The following is a 21700-nucleotide window of genomic DNA, read 5'->3' on the forward strand; positions in this document are numbered from 1 at the left end:
AGGGTTAATAAGGGGATGCGGGCGAGGTGCTTTTATGCCAAGTAACAGCAATGTCATTACATGGCCGTCACGGCCGAGGGGATTAAATCGATGAGTATCAATATCGGACCGCCCTCCGTGGATGAGTTGAAGCCGAAGATCGCCGTGATCGGCGTGGGCGGCGCGGGCGGCAACGCCATCGCCAACATGATCGCCGCCAATGTCGAGGGCGTCGATTTCATCGTCGCCAACACCGATGCGCAGTCGCTCAACAGTTCGGTCGCCGAGCATCGCATCCAGCTCGGGCCGGACATCACGCAGGGGCTCGGCGCGGGATCGCGCCCCGAGGTCGGCCGCGCCGCCGCCGAGGAGACGTTGGACCAGGTCAAGGCCGCGCTCGACGGCGCGCATATGTGCTTCATCGCGGCCGGCATGGGCGGCGGCACCGGCACCGGCGCCGCGCCGGTGATAGCGCAGGCCGCGCGCGAGATGAACATCCTCACCGTCGGCGTGGTGACCAAGCCGTTCACGTTCGAGGGCACGCGCCGCATGCGCTCGGCCGATGCCGGAATCGACGAACTCCAGAAGAACGTCGACACGCTGATCGTCATTCCCAACCAGAACCTGTTTCTGGTCGCCAACCCGAACACCACCTTCAAGGAAGCGTTCCTGCTGGCCGACGAAGTGCTGCAGCAGGGCGTGCGCGGGATCACCGACCTGATGGTCATGCCCGGCCTCATCAACCTCGATTTCGCCGACGTCCGTTCGGTGATGCACGAGATGGGCAAGGCGATGATGGGCACCGGCGAGGCCGAGGGTGACGGACGCGCGCTCGAGGCCGCCGAAAAGGCCATCGCCAACCCGCTGCTCGACGGCGTATCGATGCAGGGCGCCAAGGGCGTCATCGTCTCGATTACCGGCGGCGAGGACATGCGCCTGATGGAGGTCGACGAGGCGGCGAACCATATTCGCGAGCTGGTCGATCCGGACGCGAACATCATCTGGGGCTCGGCGTTTAACGAGAATCTCGAAGGCAAGATTCGCGTGTCGGTGGTCGCCACCGGGATCGATACCGACGGCGCGTCGCACAGCGCCGCGCCGAGCCGGGGCTTCGCCTTTCCGGCCTCGCGCCCCGCTCCCCAAGCCGCGCCCGAACCGGTGATCAAGGAGGAAAGCGCCTTGCCCGAGGACGAGACGATTGCCGATATTCCGCAGCCAGATGAGGACGCGAGGCCAGCGGAGCCGCTCGACCTGCCCGAGGCTGCAGCCGTGGAGGAATCCGAAGCAGCCGAGATCGAGGCGCCCAAGCCCCAGCCTGCACCGCCGCCATTTCAGCGCAAGCCCCGGTTCGGACACAAGGACGAACCGGTATCCGCCGAAGCTTCCCCCGAAGAGGACACGCTGGAACTCAGCGGCGGGACCGCGCCGGAGGCCGATAAGGACCTCGAAAGCCGCCCGACGTTGAAACCCGGTTCCGCCGAAAAGGCCGATGCCCCGACCAGGCCCGCTCCGCGCATCGCCAGCGGTGGCGGCACCCTGTTCGAGCGAATGTCCAATCTGTCGCGCGGCCTCGGCAAGGACGAAGCCGCAGACGAATCGGATGGGGAGGATGGCGATCCGCTCAACATCCCGCGTTTCCTGGGTCGCCAGAACAACCAGCGCTGACCTCGGACGTCAGGCGGGCGCAGCGGTTCAGCCGGTGCGCCCGTCGCTCCGTCGTCTTAGCGCCCGGGATGATTTGCATGGCGCGCCGCAACGCGCGATACAGCGTCACATGAGAACATTAATGATTTCGGCGGCGGTGGCGATCGCGGCGGCGTCGGCGCCATCGCCGGCACAGAATTACGGCGGAGACCAGGCCGCTGCCAGCGAGCTTCGCCACGCGATCGAACGGCTCGCCAAGGCCCCGACCGATACCGATGCGCTGCTCGATGCGGGCAACGCCGCCCTGATCCTGCGCGATTATGGCAGCGCGCTGGGGTTTTTCACCCGGGCCGAGGCGCTGCAGCCGTCTAGCGGCCGGGTCAAGGCCGGGCTCGGCACGGCGCAGCTCTACAGCGAGAATCCGGTCGAGGCGCTTAAGCTTTACGATCAGGCGATCGCCCTGGGCGTCAACGAGCGCTCGATCGCCGCCGATCGCGGGCTAGCTTATGATCTCGTCGGCAACAACGCTCTCGCGCAGACCGAATATGCGCTCGGTTCGACGGCGGTCAGCACCGACGATCTGATCATCCGGCAAGCGGTGTCCTTCGGCCTGTCCGGCGACCAGAAACGCGCCGATGCCCTGCTCAACCCGCTGCTGTCGCAGAACAAACCGCCGGCCTGGCGCGCGCGCGCATTCATCCTCGCCGCCAATGGCGATGTGCGGGAGGCGACGCGGATCGTGCGCGGTTTCCTCGACGCGCGCTCGACCACGGCGATGCAGGCCTATCTCGAACGCATGCGCGATCTCACCAGGGCGCAGCAGGCCGCGGTGATTCATTACGGGCATTTCCCGGCCGAGGCGCAGGTCGGGCGTGACAGCGAGGCGGTGCGCGCCATCGCCGCGCGCGGCTATGTCGGGCGCGCCGCGACCGGCACGCAGGACCAGGGCCTAATCCCGGCCGGCGAACCGCTCGGCCGCCGCAGTCAGGCGAGAGCGGACCCGGCGGCGGGCAGCACTCGCCAGGCCCGCGCCATGCGCATGCCGACCGAACGCCCGGACCGTTCCGCACGGCGCGCGGCCGCACAGGCCAGCCGCGCCGCCGTGCAGGCTCCGGCCACGCAGGTCGCCGCGCAAAACGCCGCCGCCGCCAGCGTTCCTGCGGCGAGCGCGGTTTCGGGCGGAACGGTGCAGATCGCCGCGGCAGCGCCGGCCCCGCAGGACGAGCTGCCCGCTGTATCGCCGCCGTTCGCCGGCTTCGCCGAGCGGCAAGTGACATCGGCCGTGCCGCCCTCCTCCTCCATGTCGACCGCCACTGAACTTGCTGCCGCCTCACCGCCGGTTCCGGTCGCTGCGCAGCAGGCGGTTGCGGCCAATGATGTGCCGGGCGACGCCGCGACTGCCGCCGCGGATATCGGCCCGGGGTTCGAGACGCTCGGTAACCCGGAGGTCTTGCAGCAATTTACCGCCGCACAAGCGCCCGCCTCCATGTCGGCGTCGTCGTCAGCCGCCGTTGCGCCCGATGACAAACCGATTGTCGCGGCATCGATCGCCGCCGGCGTGCCTACGCCCGCAGCGCCGCAATTCGGTCCTCCCGCCAGCGCGGCGACTGTGCCTTCCGCCACGGCAAGCCGGTCCACATCCGCCGATGCGGTGCCCAGCCTCGGGGCGATCGTCCGGGCGATCGATATCCCGCCCGAGGAAAAGCAAGGCAATGTGTTCGCGGTCGATCTCGCCCGGCTCGAACAATATAAGGACGCCAAGCCGCTTGCCCCGGCACAGGAGGAGACGGCCGAGGCATCGCCCTTCTCCGTCACGACATTGCCCAAAGGCGCCAAACCGCTCGATGCCGCTGCCGCGGTTTCCCAGCAGCCGACCAAAGCCGTGAAAGCCGATGCCGCGTCCGCCAAAACCGCCTCCGCCAAGGATGAGCCCGCGCGCAACTGGGTGCAGATCGCCACCGGCGCGAGCGATGTGATGAACAGCGAATATCGTAGGCTGGCGCGCGGCAAGACCGAGCTGTTCAAGGGTCAGAAGGGCTGGACCTCGCCGTGGCGCACACAGCAGCGCCTGCTGGTCGGACCGTTCGACAGCCTCGGTGCGGCGCGCGACTGGCTCGGCAAATATGTAGAGGCGGGCGGCGCGGGCTTCGCTTGGAACAGCGAAGCCGGCACGGCGGTCGCGCCGCTTCGCTGAACCGATGGCGAGTGCCAGCTTTGCGAGCGATCCGGCGCAGAGCCGCGGCCGGCTTCATGCCGAGGAGGGCGGGCTGCTGCGCGGTCCGCGCGATGTGTTCCAGCGCGACCGGGACCGCATCGTCCATTCGATCGCGTTCCGGCGGCTGCGCCACAAGACGCAGGTATTCATCTCGCCGGACGGCGATCATTACCGCGTGCGGCTGACCCACAGCCTAGAAGTGGCGCAGATCGGCCGTACCATCGTGCGCGCGCTCGGGCTGAACGAGGACCTGACCGAGGCGTTGTGCCTGGCGCACGATATCGGCCATCCGCCCTTCGGCCATGCCGGGGAAGACGCGCTGCAGGAGGCGTTGTTCGCGCATGGCGGCTTCGATCACAACGCCCACACCATCCGCGTGCTGACGCAGCTGGAGCGTTCCTATCCGCGCTGGAACGGCCTCAACCTAAGCTGGGAGCTGCTGGAGGGTTTGGCCAAGCATAATGGGCCGGTGACCGCGCCGAACTGGGCGCTCGCCGAGGCGGACGCCGCTTTCATGCTCGATCTTACCCGCTGGCCGTCGCTGGAGGCGCAGGTCGCCGCGATCGCCGACGATATCGCCTATGACAATCACGATATCGATGACGGCATCCGCGCCGGGATATTGACGATCGATCAGCTTACCGAACTGCCGTTCGTGGCCGAGCGCTGGGCCGCGATTCGCGCCAAATTCGCCGATGTTCCGCCCGCCCGGTTGGTGTCCGAGCTGGTGCGCCAGCAGATCGGAGCGATGGTCAATGATGTGATCGAGCAGACGCGCGCCAATATCGACGAAAGCCGTGTCGAGACGGTGGGCGACATACGCGGCGCGGGCCGGGCGCTCGCGCTGTTCTCGGATGAAATGCGCGGGCGCGAGCGGGCGCTGAAGACATTCATGTATGACAATCTCTATCATCACGAATCGCAGCGCGAGGCCGCCGCTGCGGCGCAGGCGATCGTGGCGGATTTGTTCACGGCCTATCAAAACAATCCCTCGCTGATGACCGGCGAGTGGAAGCACGCGCTGCCCGCCGCTGAACCCGGGCGCAGCCGACATATCGCGGACTATCTGGCGGGAATGACCGACCGCTTTGCCGAAACGCAGCACGCCCAAATTTTCGGGGATAAGCCGTCTGGCCGCGATTGACTCAATCCCGTGCTTGCGCCAATCCCTGCGCTGCTGCCGCTTATAGCGGGCGTCGATACGGGAGAGCATCGGGCACAGGCCCGGTCACCGAAGGAGCAACCGCCCCGGAATCTCTCAGGTCAGTCGGACCGTATCGGGGCATAGGCACTCTGGAAAGCGCACGCGGGCCAGCGGCACGCGCGCCACCGAAGGGGTAAGCGGGACAGGCCAATGCCGCCCGCGAAAGCTCTCAGGTTCCGTGACAGAGGGGGCAGGCGTGGTCGGGAGCCCATCCCGCGCGTCTGCGATTGACCCCTTATTTCAAGGAGCCGGCCGATGAGCGACGACAGACAAGACGCGCAGGATCAGGACGCCGAAACGCCGATCGAGACGCAGACGCTGCCGCTCGATGCCTGGCACCGCGCCCAGGGCGGGCGGATGGTGCCGTTCGCGGGCTATCACATGCCGGTGCAATATGAAGGCATCATGGCCGAGCATCTGTGGACCCGCGAGAAAGCCGGGCTGTTCGACGTCAGTCATATGGGTCAGCTGCTGCTGACCGGCGACGATGTGGCAGGCGCGCTGGAAAAACTGCTGCCCGGCGACATGCACGGGCTGAAGCCGGGCCGGATGCGTTACTCGCTCCTGCTAGCGGAAGATGGCGGAATCCTGGACGATCTGATGGCCACGCGGTTGCCCTCGACCGTGCCGTTCACCGACCATGATGGCGGCGACGGCGAGGCCTTTTACATCGTCGTCAACGGCGCGGTGAAATATGACGATATCGCCTTCCTGCGCGAGCATCTGCCCGACGAGATCACGATCAACCATCTCGAGGATCAGGCGCTGCTGGCGCTGCAGGGCCCGGCGGCGGGGGCGGCACTGGCTGAGGTACTGAGCGGCACGGACCAACTCTATTTCATGCAGGCGGCGAGCTTCGATTGGAACGGCGTGCCGTTGTGGATCAGCCGTTCCGGCTACACCGGTGAGGACGGCTTCGAGATCAGCCTGCCCGCGAGCGAGGCGGAGCGCTTCGCCGAGGCATTGGTGGCGCTGGAAGAGGTCAGGCCGGTCGGCCTCGGCGCGCGCGATTCGCTGCGGCTCGAGGCGGGTCTGCCGCTCTATGGTCATGATCTGACGCCGGAGATCACACCGATGGCGGGCGATCTCGGTTTTGCGCTGTCCAGGCGCCGCCGCGAAGAGAGCGGGTTTCATGGGGCCGAACGCGTGCTTGGAGAGCATCGCGACGGCCCCGCCATCAAGCGCGTCGGTATCCTGATCGAAGGCCGCCAGCCGGTGCGCGAGGGCGCCGAAGTGGTGGACGGGGGCGGCGCGGTGATCGGTCACGTTACCAGCGGGGGGCATGCGCCGACATTGGGCGCGCCGATCGCGATGGCCATGGTGCCCGCCGCGCTGGCCGAGCCGGGAACCGAACTGACAATCAGACAGCGAAACAAGGACTTGCGCGGCAAAGTTGCCAAAATGCCGTTTGTCCCGCCACGCTATCGCCGACTATTGAAAGGAAGCTGAGATGAAGCGTTATTTTACCGAGGATCATGAGTGGATCGCCGTCGAGGGCGACGAAGGCACCGTCGGCATCACCGATTATGCGCAGGAGCAGCTGGGCGACGTGGTGTTCGTCGAAGTGCCCGAAAGCGGCGCCATGCTGAAAAAGGGCAATGATGCGGCGGTGGTCGAATCCGTGAAGGCGGCATCGGACGTGTACGCTCCCGTCAGCTGCGAAGTGCTCGAAGGCAATGCCGCGCTCGGTGATGAACCCAGCTTGGTCAACAGCGACCCCGAAGGCGAGGGCTGGTTCTTCAAGCTTCGGCTCGAAGACAAGGACGAACTGGCGGAGTTGATGGATGAGGCGGCGTATAAGGAATATGTCGCAAGCCTTTGAACTTTATTCCCCTCCTGCAAGCGGGAGGGGTTAGGGGTGGGCGCGAGCAAAGCGAGCGTCCGTCCTGGCCTCATAAGCCCGCAGCGGCATCGAGCCGCTCCGGTCTTCACCCACCCCCGGCCCCTCCCGCAAGCGGGAGGGGGGAGCATAAGATATGCGCTATCTTCCCCAAACCGACCATGACCGGCAGGCGATGCTCGCCCGCATTGGTGCGTCCTCGATCGACGATCTGTTTGCCGACGTGCCCGAAGCGGCGCGGCTCGATGGGCCGATCCACGATCTGCCGATGCACGCCGGCGAAATGGCGGTGGAGCGGCACATGGCGCGGCTCGCGGCGCGGAACCTCGCGGCGGGCAGCGCGCCATTCTTTCTGGGGGCGGGAGCGTATCGCCACCATGTGCCCGCCAGCGTCGATCATCTGATCCAGCGCGGCGAGTTCCTGACGGCCTACACCCCCTATCAGCCGGAAATCGCACAAGGCACGCTACAGGTGCTGTTCGAATTCCAGACGCAGGTCGCGCGGCTGCTGGGCACCGATGTCGCCAATGCGTCGATGTATGACGGTTCGACCGCCTGCTGGGAGGCGATCACCATGGCGCGGCGCGTGACCAGGCGGGCCAAGGCGCTGATCAGCAGCGGCGTGCATCCGCATTATGTCTCGGTTGCCAAGACCATGGCGCGCTTCACCAAGGACCGGATCGTGCACCGTGCACCGGGACTGACGGCCGAAACCGACTGGGTGGAATTGGCCGATCAGATCGACGCCGACACCAATTGCGTGGTGGTGCAATATCCCGACATCCTCGGGCGCCTCGACGACATGACGTCGCTTGCGGCGAAATGCGCCGAGCACAAGGCGCTGCTGATCGCGGTGGTGACCGAACCGGTGGCGCTCGGCGCGCTGCGCTCGCCCGGCGAGATGGGCGCGGACATCGTGGTGGGCGAAGGGCAGTCGATCGGCGTCGGCCTGCAATTCGGCGGCCCTTATGTCGGGCTGTTCGCGTGCAAGCAGAAATATGTGCGGCAGATGCCCGGCCGCCTGTGCGGCGAGACGGTCGATGCGGATGGCAAGCGCGGGTTCGTGCTGACGCTCTCGACCCGCGAGCAGCATATCCGCCGCGAAAAGGCGACGAGCAACATTTGCACCAATTCCGGGCTGTGTGCGCTGGCCTTTTCGATCCACATGACGCTGCTCGGCGAAAAAGGCATTCGTCAGCTTGCCGCGATCAATCATGAAAAGGCGATCGCCGCCGCGATCCGGCTCGGCAAGATCGACGGCGTACGCGTGGTGAACGAAAGCTTTTTCAACGAGTTTGCGATCGAACTTCCGATCGATTCGCGCGATGTCGTGCGCGATCTCGCCGAGCAGGGCGTGCTCGCGGGCGTGTCGCTCAGCCGCCTCTATGCCGACGAACCGGACCTCTCCAAAGGCCTGCTGGTGGCGGTCACCGAAACGGTGGACGATGAGGATATCGAAGCGCTGGCCGTGGCGCTTGAGGGAGCATTGGCATGAGCATGAACAGTCAGGGCCGCCAGACGCAACCGCGCGAAAGTGGTGCCGCCGATCCGCATTCCACCGTCACCGGCAACCGCGCGCTGATGCTGGAAGAGCCGCTGATCTTCGAGATCGGCGATAGCGAGCGAACGGGCGTGGATTTTGCCAGTCCCTCTCCCCTTCAGGGGAGAGGAGGGAGCCGCGAAGCGGCGGAAGGAGAGGGGGCTGTCAAGCAAGCTGGTGCTCCTGCCCCTCTCCCAACCCTCTCCCCTGAAGGAGAGAGGGCTTATAAGCTCGGCACTCTCGCGCGCACCGCCCCCATCGCTCTGCCCGGCCTGTCCGAGCCCGAAACGATCCGCCACTACACGCGCCTCAGCCGCCAGAATTACGGCATCGATCTCGGGCTGTTTCCGCTCGGCAGCTGCACGATGAAACACAACCCGCGCCTCAACGAAAAGGTCGCGCGGCTGCCCGGGTTCGCGGACATCCATCCGTTGCAGCCGGTCGCCACCGTCCAGGGCGCGCTGGCCGTGATCCACGAACTCGCGCACTGGCTGAAGACGCTGACCGGCATGCCGGCGGTGGCGATGAGCCCCAAGGCCGGCGCGCACGGCGAGCTGTGCGGTATCCTTGCGATCCGCGCGGCGCTTGAAAAGCGCGGCGATGCGCGCGAGGTGATCCTGGTGCCGACCAGCGCGCACGGCACCAACCCCGCCACCGCCGCCTTTGCCGGTTATGCCGTCGAGGATATCCCGGCGACCAGCGAAGGCCGCGTCGATCTGGCGGCGCTGGAGGCCCGGCTCGGCCCCGATGTCGCGGGCGTGATGATCACCAACCCCAACACCTGCGGATTGTTCGAGCGCGACATGAAGCGCATCTCGGACGCGGTCCACGCGGCGGGCGGGCTGGTCTATTGCGACGGCGCCAATTTCAACGCCATCGTCGGGCGCGTGCGGCCGGGCGATCTCGGCATCGACGCGATGCACATCAATCTGCACAAGACCTTTTCCACGCCGCATGGCGGCGGCGGCCCCGGCTCCGGCCCGGTGGTGTTTTCCGAGGCGCTGGCCCCGTTCTCGCCGCTGCCGTTCGTCGAGAAGACCGGCGATGGCGATTACCGCTTGGTCGAGGAGGAAACCGCCGAGGATCATCACGCCGACAGCTTCGGCCGGATGACGGCGTTTCACGGCCAGATGGGCATGTTCAGCCGCGCGCTGACCTATATTCTCAGCCACGGCGCCGACGGGCTGCGGCAGGTCGCCGAGGACGCGGTGCTGAACGCGAACTACATCCTGCGGTCGATGGAGGACCTGCTCGAGGCGCCGTTCGCCGCCAGCGGGCCGTGCATGCATGAGGCGCTGTTCAGCGACCGCGGGCTGGCGGAGGGCTTTTCCACCGTGGATATCGCGAAGGGGCTGATCGACGAGGGCTATCATCCGATGACGATGTATTTCCCGCTGGTCGTCCACGGCGCGATGCTGGTCGAGCCCACCGAGACCGAGAGCAAGGCCGGGATCGACGAGTTCATTACGGCGTTCCGCTCGGTGGTCGAGCGCGCCAGGGCGGGCGACGAGAGCCTGCACGGCGCGCCTTATCATGCGCCGCGGCGACGGCTCGACGAGACTGCGGCGGCGCGCAGTCCGGTGCTGACCTATCGGGAACCGGACCAAGCGGTGGCCGCGGAGTAGGGCATATGGGCTGGGATACGGTCTTCTCGATCACCAATATCCTGGCGCTGGGCGGCTGGCTGCTGCTGATCTTCGCACCGCGAAAGGCGCTGACCTTTTCGGCGATCACCTATATCGGCGTGGGGCTGCTGTGTCTGATCTATGTGATCGGCTTTTCCGGGCTGCTCGCGGGCTTTCTCGATCCCGGGGGGCCGTCGCCGCCGCTGGGCGATTACAGCGTCACCGGCCTCCAGACCGCGATGTTCAAGAACCCGGGCGGCACGGTGATCGGCTGGACGCATTATCTGGCGTTCGACCTGTTCATCGGCCTATGGATCGCGCGCGACGGCGACGCCAAGGGCTTTTCGCGGATATGGCAGGCGCCGATCCTGCTGATCACCTTCATGGCCGGCCCGCTGGGGCTGCTGATCTGGCTCATCTTGCGCGAACCGGCGGCGCGGCGGGCCCAGCCGAGGGTGAAAAAATGACCGAAGAGGCCGGTCCAAAACCCTGGATGCCCGATCCGGGGCAGGCGCAGGCCAAGCAGCACGCGCCAGCCACGCTGCGCAACCGTGCCGCCATCGCCGAAGTCCTGAAGGGCTGGCTTCCCGCCGGCGGCACCGTGCTGGAAGTCGCCAGCGGATCGGGCGAGCATATCGTCTATTTCGCGAGCGCCTTTCCCGATCTCAGCTGGCAACCGAGCGATCCGGACGCGGCGGGCCAGCGTTCGATCGCCGCCTGGACCGGCGAGGCGCATCTCGGCAATGTCGAGCCGCCGATCGCGCTCGACGCGCGCGCTCCACGTTGGGACGTGGCCGACGCCGAGGCGGTGCTGTGCATCAACATGGTGCACATCAGCCCGTGGGCGGCGACCGAGGGACTGTTCGCCGGGGCCGGGCATCTACTTCCGCCCGGTGCGCCGCTGATCCTCTACGGGCCGTATGTGGAGGACGGCGTGGAGACTGCGGTGAGCAATCTGTCGTTCGACGCCTCGCTCAGGGCGCGTGATCCAAGCTGGGGCCTGCGCGATCTGGCGGAGGTGTCGGCGCTGGCCGCGCGGCATGGTTTTGGCGCGCCCGAGCGGCGCGAGATGCCGGCGAACAATCTGATGCTGCGGTTCGTGAAGGGGGGCTAATCTTCTTCCGCCTGGGCGGGAGAAGGATACGCAAGCTTGGCGCTTAGCGCCTAGCTGGAGTTGGATGAGGGTGGGTGGCGCGTCAGCGCCAGCAATGACTCGGCGCTGCCGGGGCGGCCCTCACCGGGGTCCCCACAAAGACTGCTTTGTGGGGCTTCCCCTCACCGGGGTCCCCACAAAGACTGCTTTGTGGGGCTTCCCCTCACCGCTGCGACTAAATTCCCCGGCAAGTCCGGGGTCATTAAGTCTCGCTCCTTTCCCGCAAGCGGGAGAGGGATATGGCCTGTGTCGCGCTGTCCTACACCGCCCGTTTCTGATATGTTCCTCGTCATGTCGGTCGTTTCGCCAAAACTATCCAAGCAATCAATTCATCGACGCACGACAACGGTTCGACCGAATGTCCGGGGGTATGTGCCGTCACCCGTGTCACCTTACGCGCCGCTAGCGCAGCGGCGGACGCAGCGCCGACGCCCGCCGCGCGAGGCGGTGTTCGCGCCACACGATGTAGAGCCCGCTGGCGATGATGATCGGTGCGCCGATCCAGGTCGCGGTGGCGGGCAGATCGCCGAACAGCCAGTAGCCGTAGAGCGCGGACCAGATCAGGCTGGAATAGTCCATCGGCAGCACCAGCGCGACCGGCGCCAGCCGCAGCGCGCCGGTGAGGCAGAACTGGCCGACGGCGCCGAGCAGCCCGATGGCCAGGATAATGCCCCAGGTCGCCGGATCGTGCGCCTGGCCGACGAACAGCATGGCGATACCCAGCGGCAGTATCGAGGTCAGGCTGAACCAGAACACGATGGTCAATGTCGCCTCCGATTTGCCGAGCTGGCGGATCTGGATGGTGACCGCGGCGGTCATCAGCGCGCCGACCACGCCCGCCGCGATACCCATCGCTGGCAAGTCTCCGCCGCCCGGTCGGACCACGATCAGCACGCCGATGAAGCCGACGATCACCGCGCTCCAGCGGTGGCGCCCGGTGGGTTCCTTCAGGATCAGCGCGGCGAGCACGGTGGTGAGGATCGGCACCGCGAAGAAGATCGTGGTCGCCTCGGCCAGCGGCAGCAGGGTCATCGTCCAGAAGTTGAGGCTCATCGCCGATATGCCGAGCAGCATGCGCAGGCCATGCCCGAGCGGGCGGTGGCTCTTCAGGCTGCTCCACTTGCCACTGCGCATGAGCAGCAGGGCGATCACCGGGATCGCCGCGAGTTGGCGGTAGAACACACTTTCCAGGATGTGCACGCCGCGGGTCTGGGCGAGCTTCACCAGCGCCAGCATCAGCGAGATCGCCGCCATCGACAGCAGCCGCAGCATCGCGCCGGCCAGCGCGCGCTGTTCCGGGGGTTCGACGGCGGCCAGCGGCATGGCGATGGGAGCAGCGGCGGGGTCCACCGCGCTGCCGTAGAGCGCGCGGCGCTTCGATCAAGTCTTGAAACGGCCGCCGCGGCGCGCATCTGGGGAAGCCATGGAGCTGTTCAGCTGGAACCCCTGGGCGCCGGTCGCCGCCATCGCCCTGATCGTGCTGCTGATCTCGATTCTGGGCGATCACCGGCGGCGCAAGCGGCGCAATCTCGAGCAGACGGGCTTCATGCCCTGGCCGTTCATCACCGTAATGAGCGCGATCGTGTTTCTGTTCGGTACCGCGCTGGCGATTCAGCTCGGCTGAGCCGCGATCCTGGCGGCCGCCCGCTAGAGACAGGCTTCCAGATAGGGCTGGTCGAACCCGAACTGCTTGGCCTTGTCGAGCGTATAGGGGCGCAGACCCGAGCTGGCATATTCGCCGACGATCATGCCTTCGGCATCCTCGTCCATGTAGTTGAACTTGAACAGGTCCTGCGTGACGATGACATCGCCTTCCATGCCGATCACCTCGGTGATCTGCGTGGTGCGGCGCGAACCGTCGCGCAGGCGCTTGACCTGCACGATCAGATCGACCGATTCGGCGATCTGGCGGCTGATCGCCTCCTTCGGAATCTTGATGTCGCCCATCAGGATCATGTTCTCCATGCGCGCCAGACATTCGCGCGGGGAGTTGGAGTGAAGCGTGCACATCGAGCCGTCATGGCCGGTGTTCATCGCGGCCAGCAGATCGAAGCACTCGCTGCCGCGAATCTCGCCCAGGATGATCCGGTCTGGGCGCATGCGCAGGGCGTTCTTGACCAGATCGCCGATGGTGATCGCGCCGTCGCCCTCCAGATTCGGCGGACGCGTTTCCAGCGGCAGCCAGTGCGGCTGCTGCAGCCGAAGCTCGGCCGCATCCTCGATCGTCAGCACGCGCTCGCCCGGGTCGATCATCTTGGACAGCGCGTTGAGCATGGTCGTCTTGCCCGAGCCGGTACCGCCCGAGATGACCACGTTCATGCGGCTGGCGCCGGCGATCTTGAGCGTGGTGCACATCTTTTCGTTCATCGAGCCGAAGCCCTTGAGCATATCGAGCGTGATCGGCTTTTCGGAGAATTTACGTATCGAGATGGCGGTGCCGCGCAAGGACAACGGCGGCACGATGACGTTGACGCGGGAGCCGTCTTTCAGGCGCGCGTCGGCCAGCGGCGTGGTCTGATCGACCCGGCGGCCGACCTGGTTGACGATGCGCTGGGCGATCTGGAACAGATGCTCCTCGTCGCGGAACTGGGTGGGGGCGAGGGTCAGCTTGCCCTTCTTTTCGATGTACGTCTGGAACGGGCCGTTGACCATGATGTCGCTGACATCCGGATCGGACAGCAGTTCCTCGAGCGGGCCGAAACCGAGCAGCTCGTCCACCAGCACCTTTTCGAGCGCGAATTGCTCGCGTCGGTTGAGCGTCAGCTTGAGCTCGGCCAGCACCTCGAGGATGATCGGGCGGAATTCCTCGGTCAGCTCTTCCTTGTTGAGCGTGGAGGCGGCTTCGGGATCGACCCGTTCGAGCAGTCGCGGCAGCACCTGTTCCTTGATCCTGTGAACCGAGGCCTCGAAGCCTTCGCCCGGCTTGGTGCCCTCGTTGATCGAAGCGGCGCGCTCGGTCAGCCGGTTCATGGCATCGCTGGACGGGGTCGGCGCCGATGCCGGCATGTCCATCGCATCGAGCGGCGGGAACTGCTCGCCGCCGGGTTCGGGCAGATTGGTCGATCCGCTTTCGTCCTTGCGGGCCGGCATGCCGCCGCTCATCGGCCGCGCCACGCCGAAACTGGGGCGCCCGCCGCCGGGGCCGCTGCGTTTGCCGAATGCGCTCATCGATCATTGCCCGGAGATTGCGTCATGGACCACGGGCTAGGCGAAAAGGGTGAACAAATCGGAAAGCATGACGGGTTTCCCTCGTCCGCCGGCCGCTCTAAGGAGCCGGACCATGGCTCTCACCCCATCGGGAAATCGCGACGATGTTCGCACCGGCATGCTGCTCGCGCTCGGCGGCTTCGCGATGCTGTCGGTGGGCGACGGGATCATCAAATCGATCGCGGGGCAATGGCCGGGGACGGCCGTCGCCGCGCTACGTTACAGCTTCGGCGCGATTGGGCTGGCGACGTTCCTGTTGTTGAAGGAAGGGCGCGGGGGTTTTCGCCTGCCGATGTGGCGGACGCAGCTGGCACGCGGCTTGTTCGTCGCGATGGCCACCGTCTGTTTCTTCTCGGCGATCTTCCTGATGCCGTTGGCCGAAGCGACCGCGATCCAGTTCACCAGCCCGATGCTGACCGGGCTGTTGTCCGCGCTGCTGCTGGGCGAACGCGCGTCGAAGCGGGTGTGGATCGCGACATTGGTCGCCTTTGCCGGGGTGCTGATCGTGCTCAGACCCAATATCGCCTTGCTCGGCTGGGCCGCTTTGCTGCCGCTCGGATCGGCGCTGGGGATGGCGTTACTGATGATCTTCAACCGCGCGGTTTCGGATGCGGGCTCGGGCCTCCTCATGCAGGTCTTGGTGGCGAGCATCGCCGCGCCGTTCCTGATCGTGGCGGCTATGATCGGCCATTACAGCGGTTTCGCTCCGCTGCACGTCGCCTGGCCGCACTGGAGCGTGATCGCGCGCTGCGCGCTGGTCGCGGTCACCGCCAGCAGCGCGCACTGGATCGTCTACACCGCCACCACCCGCGCCTCGGCCGCCACGGTGGCACCGATGGTCTATGTCCAGCTCATCGTGGCGCTCGGCATCGGCATGGCCTTCTACGGCGATTATCCGGACTTTGTATCAGTGCTCGGTTCGGCCCTGATCGTCGCCGCAGGCCTGTGGCTATGGCGCCAACGCCGGATCGCGCCGCGGCGGGAGGTGCCGGCTATGGAGGGCACGCCGGATTGAAACTCGCTCGATCAGGTGGGGGGCAATCGACCGCTCCGCTCCTTGGGAACCAGATCCCTGCGCACATTGACGAACAGATAGCGCTGAAAATAATAGATCGTGGCCGTGCGAACATAGTGGAGCTCGATGGCGCGATCGACGAGACGCTCTGTCGCCGAATTATATCGCGGCACGATCGGCTCCGACGCGGTGACGATCACGCTCGGTCTCGCGGCCAATATCCTGGCGACCTCCGCAGCGGGGTCTACTCCGATGGCCGCAGCTTCCATGCTGTTGCTGAGATGATCGGGATAGACATAGGCCGTCGGCAGGCAGCTTTCGGTCGTCCGATAGAGCGCGGTCGGTCCATCGAAGACGTAGAGGCACTGTCCCTCCCTCGTGACATAAGGGCGGGCGGCGGCCGTCGCTCGGCTGATACCGCTGCGGTCGCTTCGGGTGACCTGCGATGCGCCGGATATATTCGCAGCGAAGCAGAAAAAGGTCAGCAGCAATGGCGCGACGACGGCGCCGCCATAGTCCTTGCCCAACATGGGTGCTGCCAGAACGAGAATGCCGGGAAGGACGGGGATGAAATAGTGGAGATAGATGTTTCCGATCATCAGGAAACCGATGGCGGCCGCGCCCGTCCAGCAGGCGATCAGGCCATAGGCGCCCCATTCGTCGGCACCGTTCTCCTGCCTGCGTCTGACGACGGCGACGAGCGCTACGCCGACGAGCGGCAAGGCCATGAGCGCCACTTTCGCCTTGAACATATGCTCGTAGGGCCCGGTGAGATGCCCGCGCGCGAAAATCGAAGTGAAGTTTGCATATACGAACGCGTCCAGATGGCCCATGGAGGCATAGGCCAGCCCCGCTGCCATCGTCGGCAACAGCCCGATCGCGCCGAACAGGCTTGCATAGCCGAGAAGCCTGGGAAACCGCACGCCCAGTTGTCTAAGGCGCCAGACCGATGCGATGCCGAAGAATACGCACTGCGGCGCTGCCGTGTATTTCAGTTGCAACATGATGCCGCCCAGCGCCATCGACAGCGCCGCCAAGCGCACCACTATGCCCAAATCGTCGCATTCGAAGCATCGCAACAGGATCATCGCCATGCCGATAGCGATCGGCAGGTAGAACACTTCGCTCTGACCGATCGCAGCGCCGAACGCGGACAGTCCCAATATGTAGAGCGAGGCAGCTACGACCCCGGCCACTCGGTCGCCGAAGCGCACCGCCAGGCGATACACCATCGCGCCGCCGGCTGCGGCACAAAGCAGCGCCATGATCTGGTAGGGGAGCACATCCGCGCCGAACAGGTTGGCGAAAGCGTAGAGGAGGAAGAGCCCGATCGGCTTGCGATCCCACAGATCGACGTAGGGGAGATGGCCGTCGAGCATCCGCGAACCGATGAACTGGTACAGCTGTTCGTCGTAATCCGGCGCGGGATCGCCCAGATAAGCACCGCGCACCACCAAGGCGACGATCAGGATCAGCGCGTAGGCGAACGTCTCCCCAAACTTTATCTTGGACTTGAAATGATCGTTCCAGCTCGGCGCAAGCGCGCGCGCTTGGCGTGCCAGCACCGCGATCATGGCCGACGGCTCGTACGATTATATATGGAATTGAAAAGGTTTCGATTTCGGTACAGCCGGCGATAAATTATGGTCATCGACAATCCCCGTTATGAGGAACCTCGATTGCCAAGAGATGGCTAATTTTTGGTAAACGGAAAATCTCGAAGCAGCGGAACTTGCAGCTGGGCCAGAACTTACTCGCCCGCCTTCTCTGCCAGCACGGTCAGGCCCTTGTCGTTGACCTCGGCGAAGCCGCCTTCGATGCGGATCGTCTCGGGGGTGGCGCCGTCGGTCCGGTAGATCGACAGGTCGCCGTCGCGGACCGTGGACATGAACGGGGCGTGGCCTTCGAGCACGCCGAAATCGCCCTCGGCGCCCGGCACGACGACCATGTACACATCCTCCGAGCGGACGAGCTTTTCAGGGGTGACGAGTTCGAAATGAAGGCTCGATGCCATGGGTTTCTGCTCCCCCCTCCCGTTAGCGGGAGGGGCCGGGGGTGGGACTAGACGGGCGGACGCTCGGCCCACCCCTAACCCCTCCGCAAGCGGGAGGGGAATTTTGATTTACGCTTCTTCGGCGAGCTTCTTGCCCTTGGCGACCGCCTCGTCGATGCCGCCGACCATGTAGAAGGCGCTTTCGGGCAGATGGTCGTATTCGCCTTCGACCACCGCCTTGAAGCTCTTGATGGTGTCCTCGAGCTGCACGAACTTGCCCGGGATGTTGGTGAACACCTCGGCGACGTGAAAGGGCTGCGACAGGAAGCGCTGGATCTTGCGGGCGCGGGCGACGGTGAGCTTATCCTCTTCGGACAGCTCGTCCATGCCGAGAATGGCGATGATGTCCTGCAGCGACTTGTACTTCTGCAGCGTCTCCTGGACGGCGCGGGCGGTGTCGTAATGCTCCTGGCCTACCACGCGGGGTTCCAGAACGCGGCTGGTGGAATCCAGCGGATCGACCGCCGGATAGATGCCGAGCTCGGAAATGGCGCGGTTGAGGTTGGTGGTGGCGTCGAGATGCGCGAAGGAAGTCGCCGGAGCCGGATCGGTCAAGTCGTCGGCCGGCACGTAGATCGCCTGGATCGACGTGATCGAGCCTTTCGTCGTCGACGTGATGCGCTCCTGCAGCTGGCCCATGTCGGTCGACAGCGTCGGCTGGTAACCCACGGCCGAAGGGATGCGGCCGAGCAGCGCGGACACTTCCGAGCCCGCCTGGGTGAAGCGGAAGATATTGTCGACGAAGAAGAGCACGTCCTGGCCCTCCTGGTCGCGGAAATATTCGGCGATGGTGAGGCCCGAGAGGGCGACGCGCGCGCGCGCGCCCGGGGGCTCGTTCATCTGCCCATAGACCAGCGCCACCTTGGAGCCTTCGGAGATCGCCTCCCCGGCCTCGTTCTTGGCGATGACGCCCGCGTCGAGGAATTCGTGATAGAGATCATTGCCTTCGCGGGTACGCTCGCCGACGCCGGCGAACACCGAGGTGCCGCCATGGCCCTTGGCGATATTGTTGATCAGTTCCTGGATCAGCACGGTCTTGCCCACCCCGGCGCCACCGAACAGGCCGATCTTGCCGCCCTTGGCATAGGGCGCGAGCAGATCGACCACCTTGATGCCGGTGACGAGAATCTCGTTCTCGGTCGACTGCTCGGTAAAGGGCGGTGCCTCGGCGTGAATCTGCTGAGTCTGCGTGGCGTTGATCGGGCCGCGCTCGTCGATCGGCTCGCCGATCACGTTCATGATGCGGCCGAGCGTTTCGGGACCGACCGGCATACGGATCTGCGCGCCGGTATCGGTCACGCTCTGTCCGCGGGTGAGGCCGTCGGTGCCGTCCATCGCGATGCAGCGCACGGTGTTCTCGCCGAGATGCTGCGCGACTTCGAGCACGAGGCGCTTGCCGTTGTTGTCGGTTTCGAGCGCGTTCAGGATTTCGGGCAGCTCATTGTCGAACTGCACATCGACCACCGCGCCGATGACTTGGCTGATATGGCCGACATTGTTGGTCGTGGCGGGTTTTTCCTGGAGCTGGGTAGCCATGTTTTCGTTACCTTCTGCTTCTTTATTTCGTCATTCCCGCAAAGGCGGGGATCGATCCCGTGTCTCGTCGTGGCTCTATCCGTAGAAGCGGGATAGGTTCCTGCCTCCGCAGGAGCGACGATGCAAAAATTACAACGCTTCGGCGCCCGATATAATCTCGACCAGCTCTGTTGTAATGGCGGCCTGACGGCTGCGATTGTACTGGATGGTGAGCTTGTCGATCAGCTCGCCCGCATTGCGCGTGGCGTTGTCCATCGCGGTCATCGAGGCGCCCTGTTCGGATGCCATGTTCTCGAGCAATGCGGTGAACAGCTGCGTGTTGAGGTTCTTTGGCAGCAGGTCAGCTAGGATCGCTTCCTCGTCGGGCTCATATTCGACCGCGGCGGGCGGGGCGTCACCGGGGGTGCCGGACGCAGCTTCGGCCTCATCCTCGACCTTGACAGGGATGATCTGCTGACGGGTCGGTTGCTGCGTCAGCGCATTCTTGAAATGCGAATAAAACAGATGCGCGACATCAAATGTACCGGCCTCGAGCATCTCGACCAGGTCGCCCGCGATCGCACGCGCCTCGTCGAAGCCCGGTTCCTTGACCGCGGTGGTGTCGTAATATTTCTCGGTCTGGCCAGGGTGGAAGCGGTTGATCGCGCTGCGGCCCTTGCGCCCGGCGAGGTAGAAGAGGACGGTCTTGCCGTCCTTCTCCAGCTGGCGAGCGTAACCGCGCGCTTCCTTGACGATATTGGCATTGAACGCGCCCGCCAGCCCGCGATCCGAGGTCAGGACGACCAGCAGGTGGACCTGGTCCTTGCCGGTGCCGACGAGCAGCTTGGGCGAGTTTTCGGTCGGCGTCACCTGCGCGGCGAGCGAGGATACCACCGCTTCCATGCGCTGCGCGTAAGGACGCGCGGCCTCGGCCGCGGCCTGCGCCTTGCGCAGCTTCGCGGCGGCGACCATCTGCTTGGCCTTGGTGATCTTCTGGGTCGATTTGACCGAGCCGATCCGCCCTTTCAGTTCTTTAAGACTGGCCATGCTACCTCAAAAACCACTTCCAATTTAACCGTCATCCCGGACCCGATCCGGGATCCCGGGCCCAGCGGAAGCGCCATCCGACCCTGGATTCCGGCTTTCGCCGGAATGACGCCGATTTGCTTTTACGCGAACGACTTGCCGAACGATTCCAGAGCGTCCTTCAGCTTGCCCTTGACCTCATCGCCCAGATCCTTGGTCGAACGAATCGTGTCGAGCACATCCTGATGCTCGGCGCGCATGTGGCTCAGCATCGCGCTCTCGTAATGCGACACCTGATCGACCGCGACATCGTCGATATAGCCATTGGTGCCGGCGAAGATGACCGCGGTCTGCTCCTCGAACGGCAGCGGGCTGAACTGCGGCTGTTTCAGAAGCTGCGTCAGACGCGCCCCGCGGTTGAGCAGCTTCTGCGTCGAGGCGTCGAGGTCCGAACCGAACTGCGCGAACGCTTCCATCTCGCGGTACTGCGCAAGCTCCAGCTTGATCGAGCCGGACACCTTTTTCATCGCCTTGGTCTGCGCCGCGCCGCCCACGCGGGACACCGACAGGCCGACGTTGATCGCCGGTCGGATGCCCTGGTAGAACAGGTTGGTCTCGAGGAAGATCTGGCCGTCGGTGATCGAGATCACGTTGGTCGGGATATAGGCCGAAACGTCGCCCGCCTGCGTCTCGATGATCGGCAACGCGGTGAGCGAGCCCGAGCCATTGTCCTCGTTCATCTTCGCCGCACGCTCGAGCAGGCGGGAGTGGAGATAGAACACATCGCCGGGATAGGCTTCGCGGCCCGGCGGGCGGCGCAGCAGCAGCGACATCTGGCGATAGGCGACGGCCTGCTTGGATAGATCGTCATAGACGATTACGGCGTGCATGCCGTTGTCGCGAAAATATTCGCCCATCGTTACGCCGGTATACGGCGCGAGATATTGCAGCGGGGCGGGTTCGGACGCGGTCGCGGCGACCACGATCGAATATTCCATCGCGCCGTTTTCTTCGAGCTGGCGGACGATCTGCGCCACGGTCGAGCGCTTCTGGCCGATCGCGACATAGATGCAGTAGAGCTTCTTGCTCTCGTCATCGCCGGCGTTGTTGGTCTTCTGATTGATGAAGGTGTCGATCGCGACGGCGGACTTGCCGGTCTGGCGATCGCCGATGATCAGCTCGCGCTGGCCGCGGCCGACAGGCACCAGCGCGTCGATCGCCTTCAGGCCGGTCTGCACCGGCTCGTGCACCGACTTGCGCGGGATGATGCCCGGCGCCTTCTGCTCCACGCGCATGCGCTTCTCGGCCTGGATCGGGCCTTTGCCATCGATCGGATTGCCGAGCCCGTCGACCACGCGGCCGAGCAGGCCCTTGCCCACGGGCACGTCGACGATGGTGCCGGTCCGCTTGACCTGATCGCCTTCCTTGATGTGCGTGTCCGCGCCGAAGATCACGACGCCGACATTGTCGGCTTCCAGGTTCAGCGCCATGCCCTGAACGTTGCCCGGAAATTCCACCATCTCGCCGGCCTGCACCTGATCGAGACCGTGGACGCGGGCGATACCGTCACCGACCGACAGCACGGTGCCGATTTCGGAGACTTCGGCCTCGTTGCCGAAATTGGCGATCTGATCCTTGATGACCTTCGAGATTTCTGCGGCGCGGATGTCCATGGATTGAGCCT

18 protein-coding genes and 1 riboswitch are annotated in these 21700 nt (G+C 65.2%); of the genes, 11 read left to right on the forward strand and 7 right to left on the reverse strand.

The window, feature by feature from the left end; all coding sequences use genetic code 11:
• Window positions 1-90 precede the first annotated feature (90 nt).
• The 9 genes from ftsZ (at window position 91) to ACOQPC_RS06635 (ending at window position 11161) form a co-directional block, all read left to right on the forward strand.
• On the forward strand, window positions 91-1644 hold the full coding sequence (gene ftsZ / locus ACOQPC_RS06595) for a cell division protein FtsZ (protein WP_420607842.1): 1554 nt from the start codon (window positions 91-93) through the stop codon (window positions 1642-1644).
• A 109-nt stretch (window positions 1645-1753) separates the two neighbouring features.
• Window positions 1754-3817, forward strand: coding sequence for a tetratricopeptide repeat protein (locus tag ACOQPC_RS06600; protein WP_420607843.1), 2064 nt, complete (start codon window positions 1754-1756; stop codon window positions 3815-3817).
• Window positions 3818-3821: 4 nt separating this feature from the next.
• Window positions 3822-4982 carry a deoxyguanosinetriphosphate triphosphohydrolase gene (locus tag ACOQPC_RS06605; protein ID WP_420607844.1) on the forward strand — a complete coding sequence of 387 codons (1161 nt, stop codon included), beginning with the start codon at window positions 3822-3824 and terminating at the stop codon, window positions 4980-4982.
• Window positions 4983-5030: 48 nt separating this feature from the next.
• A riboswitch (glycine riboswitch) is annotated at window positions 5031-5123 on the forward strand.
• 174 nt (window positions 5124-5297) lie between these two features.
• Window positions 5298-6491: a glycine cleavage system aminomethyltransferase GcvT gene (gene gcvT, locus ACOQPC_RS06610; protein WP_420607845.1), complete on the forward strand. Its 1194-nt coding sequence runs from the start codon at window positions 5298-5300 to the stop codon at window positions 6489-6491.
• 1 nt (window position 6492) lies between these two features.
• Window positions 6493-6864: a glycine cleavage system protein GcvH gene (gene gcvH, locus ACOQPC_RS06615; protein WP_420607846.1), complete on the forward strand. Its 372-nt coding sequence runs from the start codon at window positions 6493-6495 to the stop codon at window positions 6862-6864.
• A 154-nt stretch (window positions 6865-7018) separates the two neighbouring features.
• A complete protein-coding gene (gene gcvPA, locus ACOQPC_RS06620) occupies window positions 7019-8377 on the forward strand; it encodes an aminomethyl-transferring glycine dehydrogenase subunit GcvPA (RefSeq protein ID WP_420607847.1) in 1359 nt (452 codons plus the stop codon).
• Entirely contained in the window at window positions 8374-10047 is a 1674-nt protein-coding gene (gene gcvPB / locus ACOQPC_RS06625; RefSeq protein WP_420607848.1) for an aminomethyl-transferring glycine dehydrogenase subunit GcvPB, read from the forward strand. Before gcvPA ends, gcvPB begins: the two co-directional genes overlap by 4 nt.
• Window positions 10048-10052: 5 nt before the next feature.
• A complete protein-coding gene (locus ACOQPC_RS06630; RefSeq protein WP_420607849.1) occupies window positions 10053-10514 on the forward strand; it encodes an ABA4-like family protein in 462 nt (153 codons plus the stop codon).
• Window positions 10511-11161, forward strand: coding sequence for a DUF938 domain-containing protein (locus tag ACOQPC_RS06635; protein ID WP_420607850.1), 651 nt, complete (start codon window positions 10511-10513; stop codon window positions 11159-11161). Before ACOQPC_RS06630 ends, ACOQPC_RS06635 begins: the two co-directional genes overlap by 4 nt.
• 441 nt (window positions 11162-11602) lie before the next feature.
• On the opposite strand, the gene ACOQPC_RS06640 is transcribed toward ACOQPC_RS06635, so the two are convergent.
• A complete protein-coding gene (locus ACOQPC_RS06640) occupies window positions 11603-12550 on the reverse strand; it encodes a DMT family transporter (protein ID WP_420607851.1) in 948 nt (315 codons plus the stop codon).
• 73 nt (window positions 12551-12623) lie between these two features.
• On the opposite strand from ACOQPC_RS06640, the gene ACOQPC_RS06645 reads away from it, so the two are divergent.
• The gene (locus tag ACOQPC_RS06645) at window positions 12624-12824 is read left to right on the forward strand and encodes a hypothetical protein (protein WP_420607852.1); all 201 of its coding nucleotides are present in this window, start codon (window positions 12624-12626) and stop codon (window positions 12822-12824) included.
• Window positions 12825-12847: 23 nt separating this feature from the next.
• Here ACOQPC_RS06645 and ACOQPC_RS06650 read toward each other — a convergent pair whose 3' ends face one another.
• Complete coding sequence (locus tag ACOQPC_RS06650) at window positions 12848-14368, reverse strand: CpaF family protein (protein WP_420607853.1); 1521 nt, start codon at window positions 14366-14368, stop codon at window positions 12848-12850.
• A gap of 112 nt (window positions 14369-14480) precedes the next feature.
• On the opposite strand from ACOQPC_RS06650, the gene ACOQPC_RS06655 reads away from it, so the two are divergent.
• On the forward strand, window positions 14481-15422 hold the full coding sequence (locus ACOQPC_RS06655; RefSeq protein ID WP_420607854.1) for a DMT family transporter: 942 nt from the start codon (window positions 14481-14483) through the stop codon (window positions 15420-15422).
• Window positions 15423-15433: 11 nt separating this feature from the next.
• On the opposite strand, the gene ACOQPC_RS06660 is transcribed toward ACOQPC_RS06655, so the two are convergent.
• The 5 genes from ACOQPC_RS06660 to atpA all read right to left on the reverse strand — a co-directional run bounded on the left by ACOQPC_RS06660 (window position 15434) and on the right by atpA (window position 21689).
• Complete coding sequence (locus ACOQPC_RS06660) at window positions 15434-16996, reverse strand: hypothetical protein (protein WP_420607855.1); 1563 nt, start codon at window positions 16994-16996, stop codon at window positions 15434-15436.
• A gap of 176 nt (window positions 16997-17172) precedes the next feature.
• Window positions 17173-17436 (reverse strand): ATP synthase F1 subunit epsilon, encoded by a 264-nt coding sequence (locus ACOQPC_RS06665; RefSeq protein WP_420607856.1) that lies wholly within the window; start codon window positions 17434-17436, stop codon window positions 17173-17175.
• Window positions 17437-17544: 108 nt separating this feature from the next.
• Window positions 17545-19011 (reverse strand): F0F1 ATP synthase subunit beta, encoded by a 1467-nt coding sequence (gene atpD / locus ACOQPC_RS06670; protein WP_420607857.1) that lies wholly within the window; start codon window positions 19009-19011, stop codon window positions 17545-17547.
• 129 nt (window positions 19012-19140) lie between these two features.
• Window positions 19141-20037, reverse strand: a complete 897-nt coding sequence (locus ACOQPC_RS06675) for a F0F1 ATP synthase subunit gamma (protein WP_420607858.1) — start codon at window positions 20035-20037, stop codon at window positions 19141-19143.
• Window positions 20038-20159: 122 nt separating this feature from the next.
• On the reverse strand, window positions 20160-21689 hold the full coding sequence (gene atpA / locus ACOQPC_RS06680) for a F0F1 ATP synthase subunit alpha (RefSeq protein ID WP_420607859.1): 1530 nt from the start codon (window positions 21687-21689) through the stop codon (window positions 20160-20162).
• Window positions 21690-21700 lie beyond the last annotated feature (11 nt).

Source organism: Novosphingopyxis sp. (assembly GCF_965218915.1).
In the GTDB taxonomy this organism is placed as follows: Bacteria; Pseudomonadota; Alphaproteobacteria; order Sphingomonadales; family Sphingomonadaceae; genus Novosphingopyxis.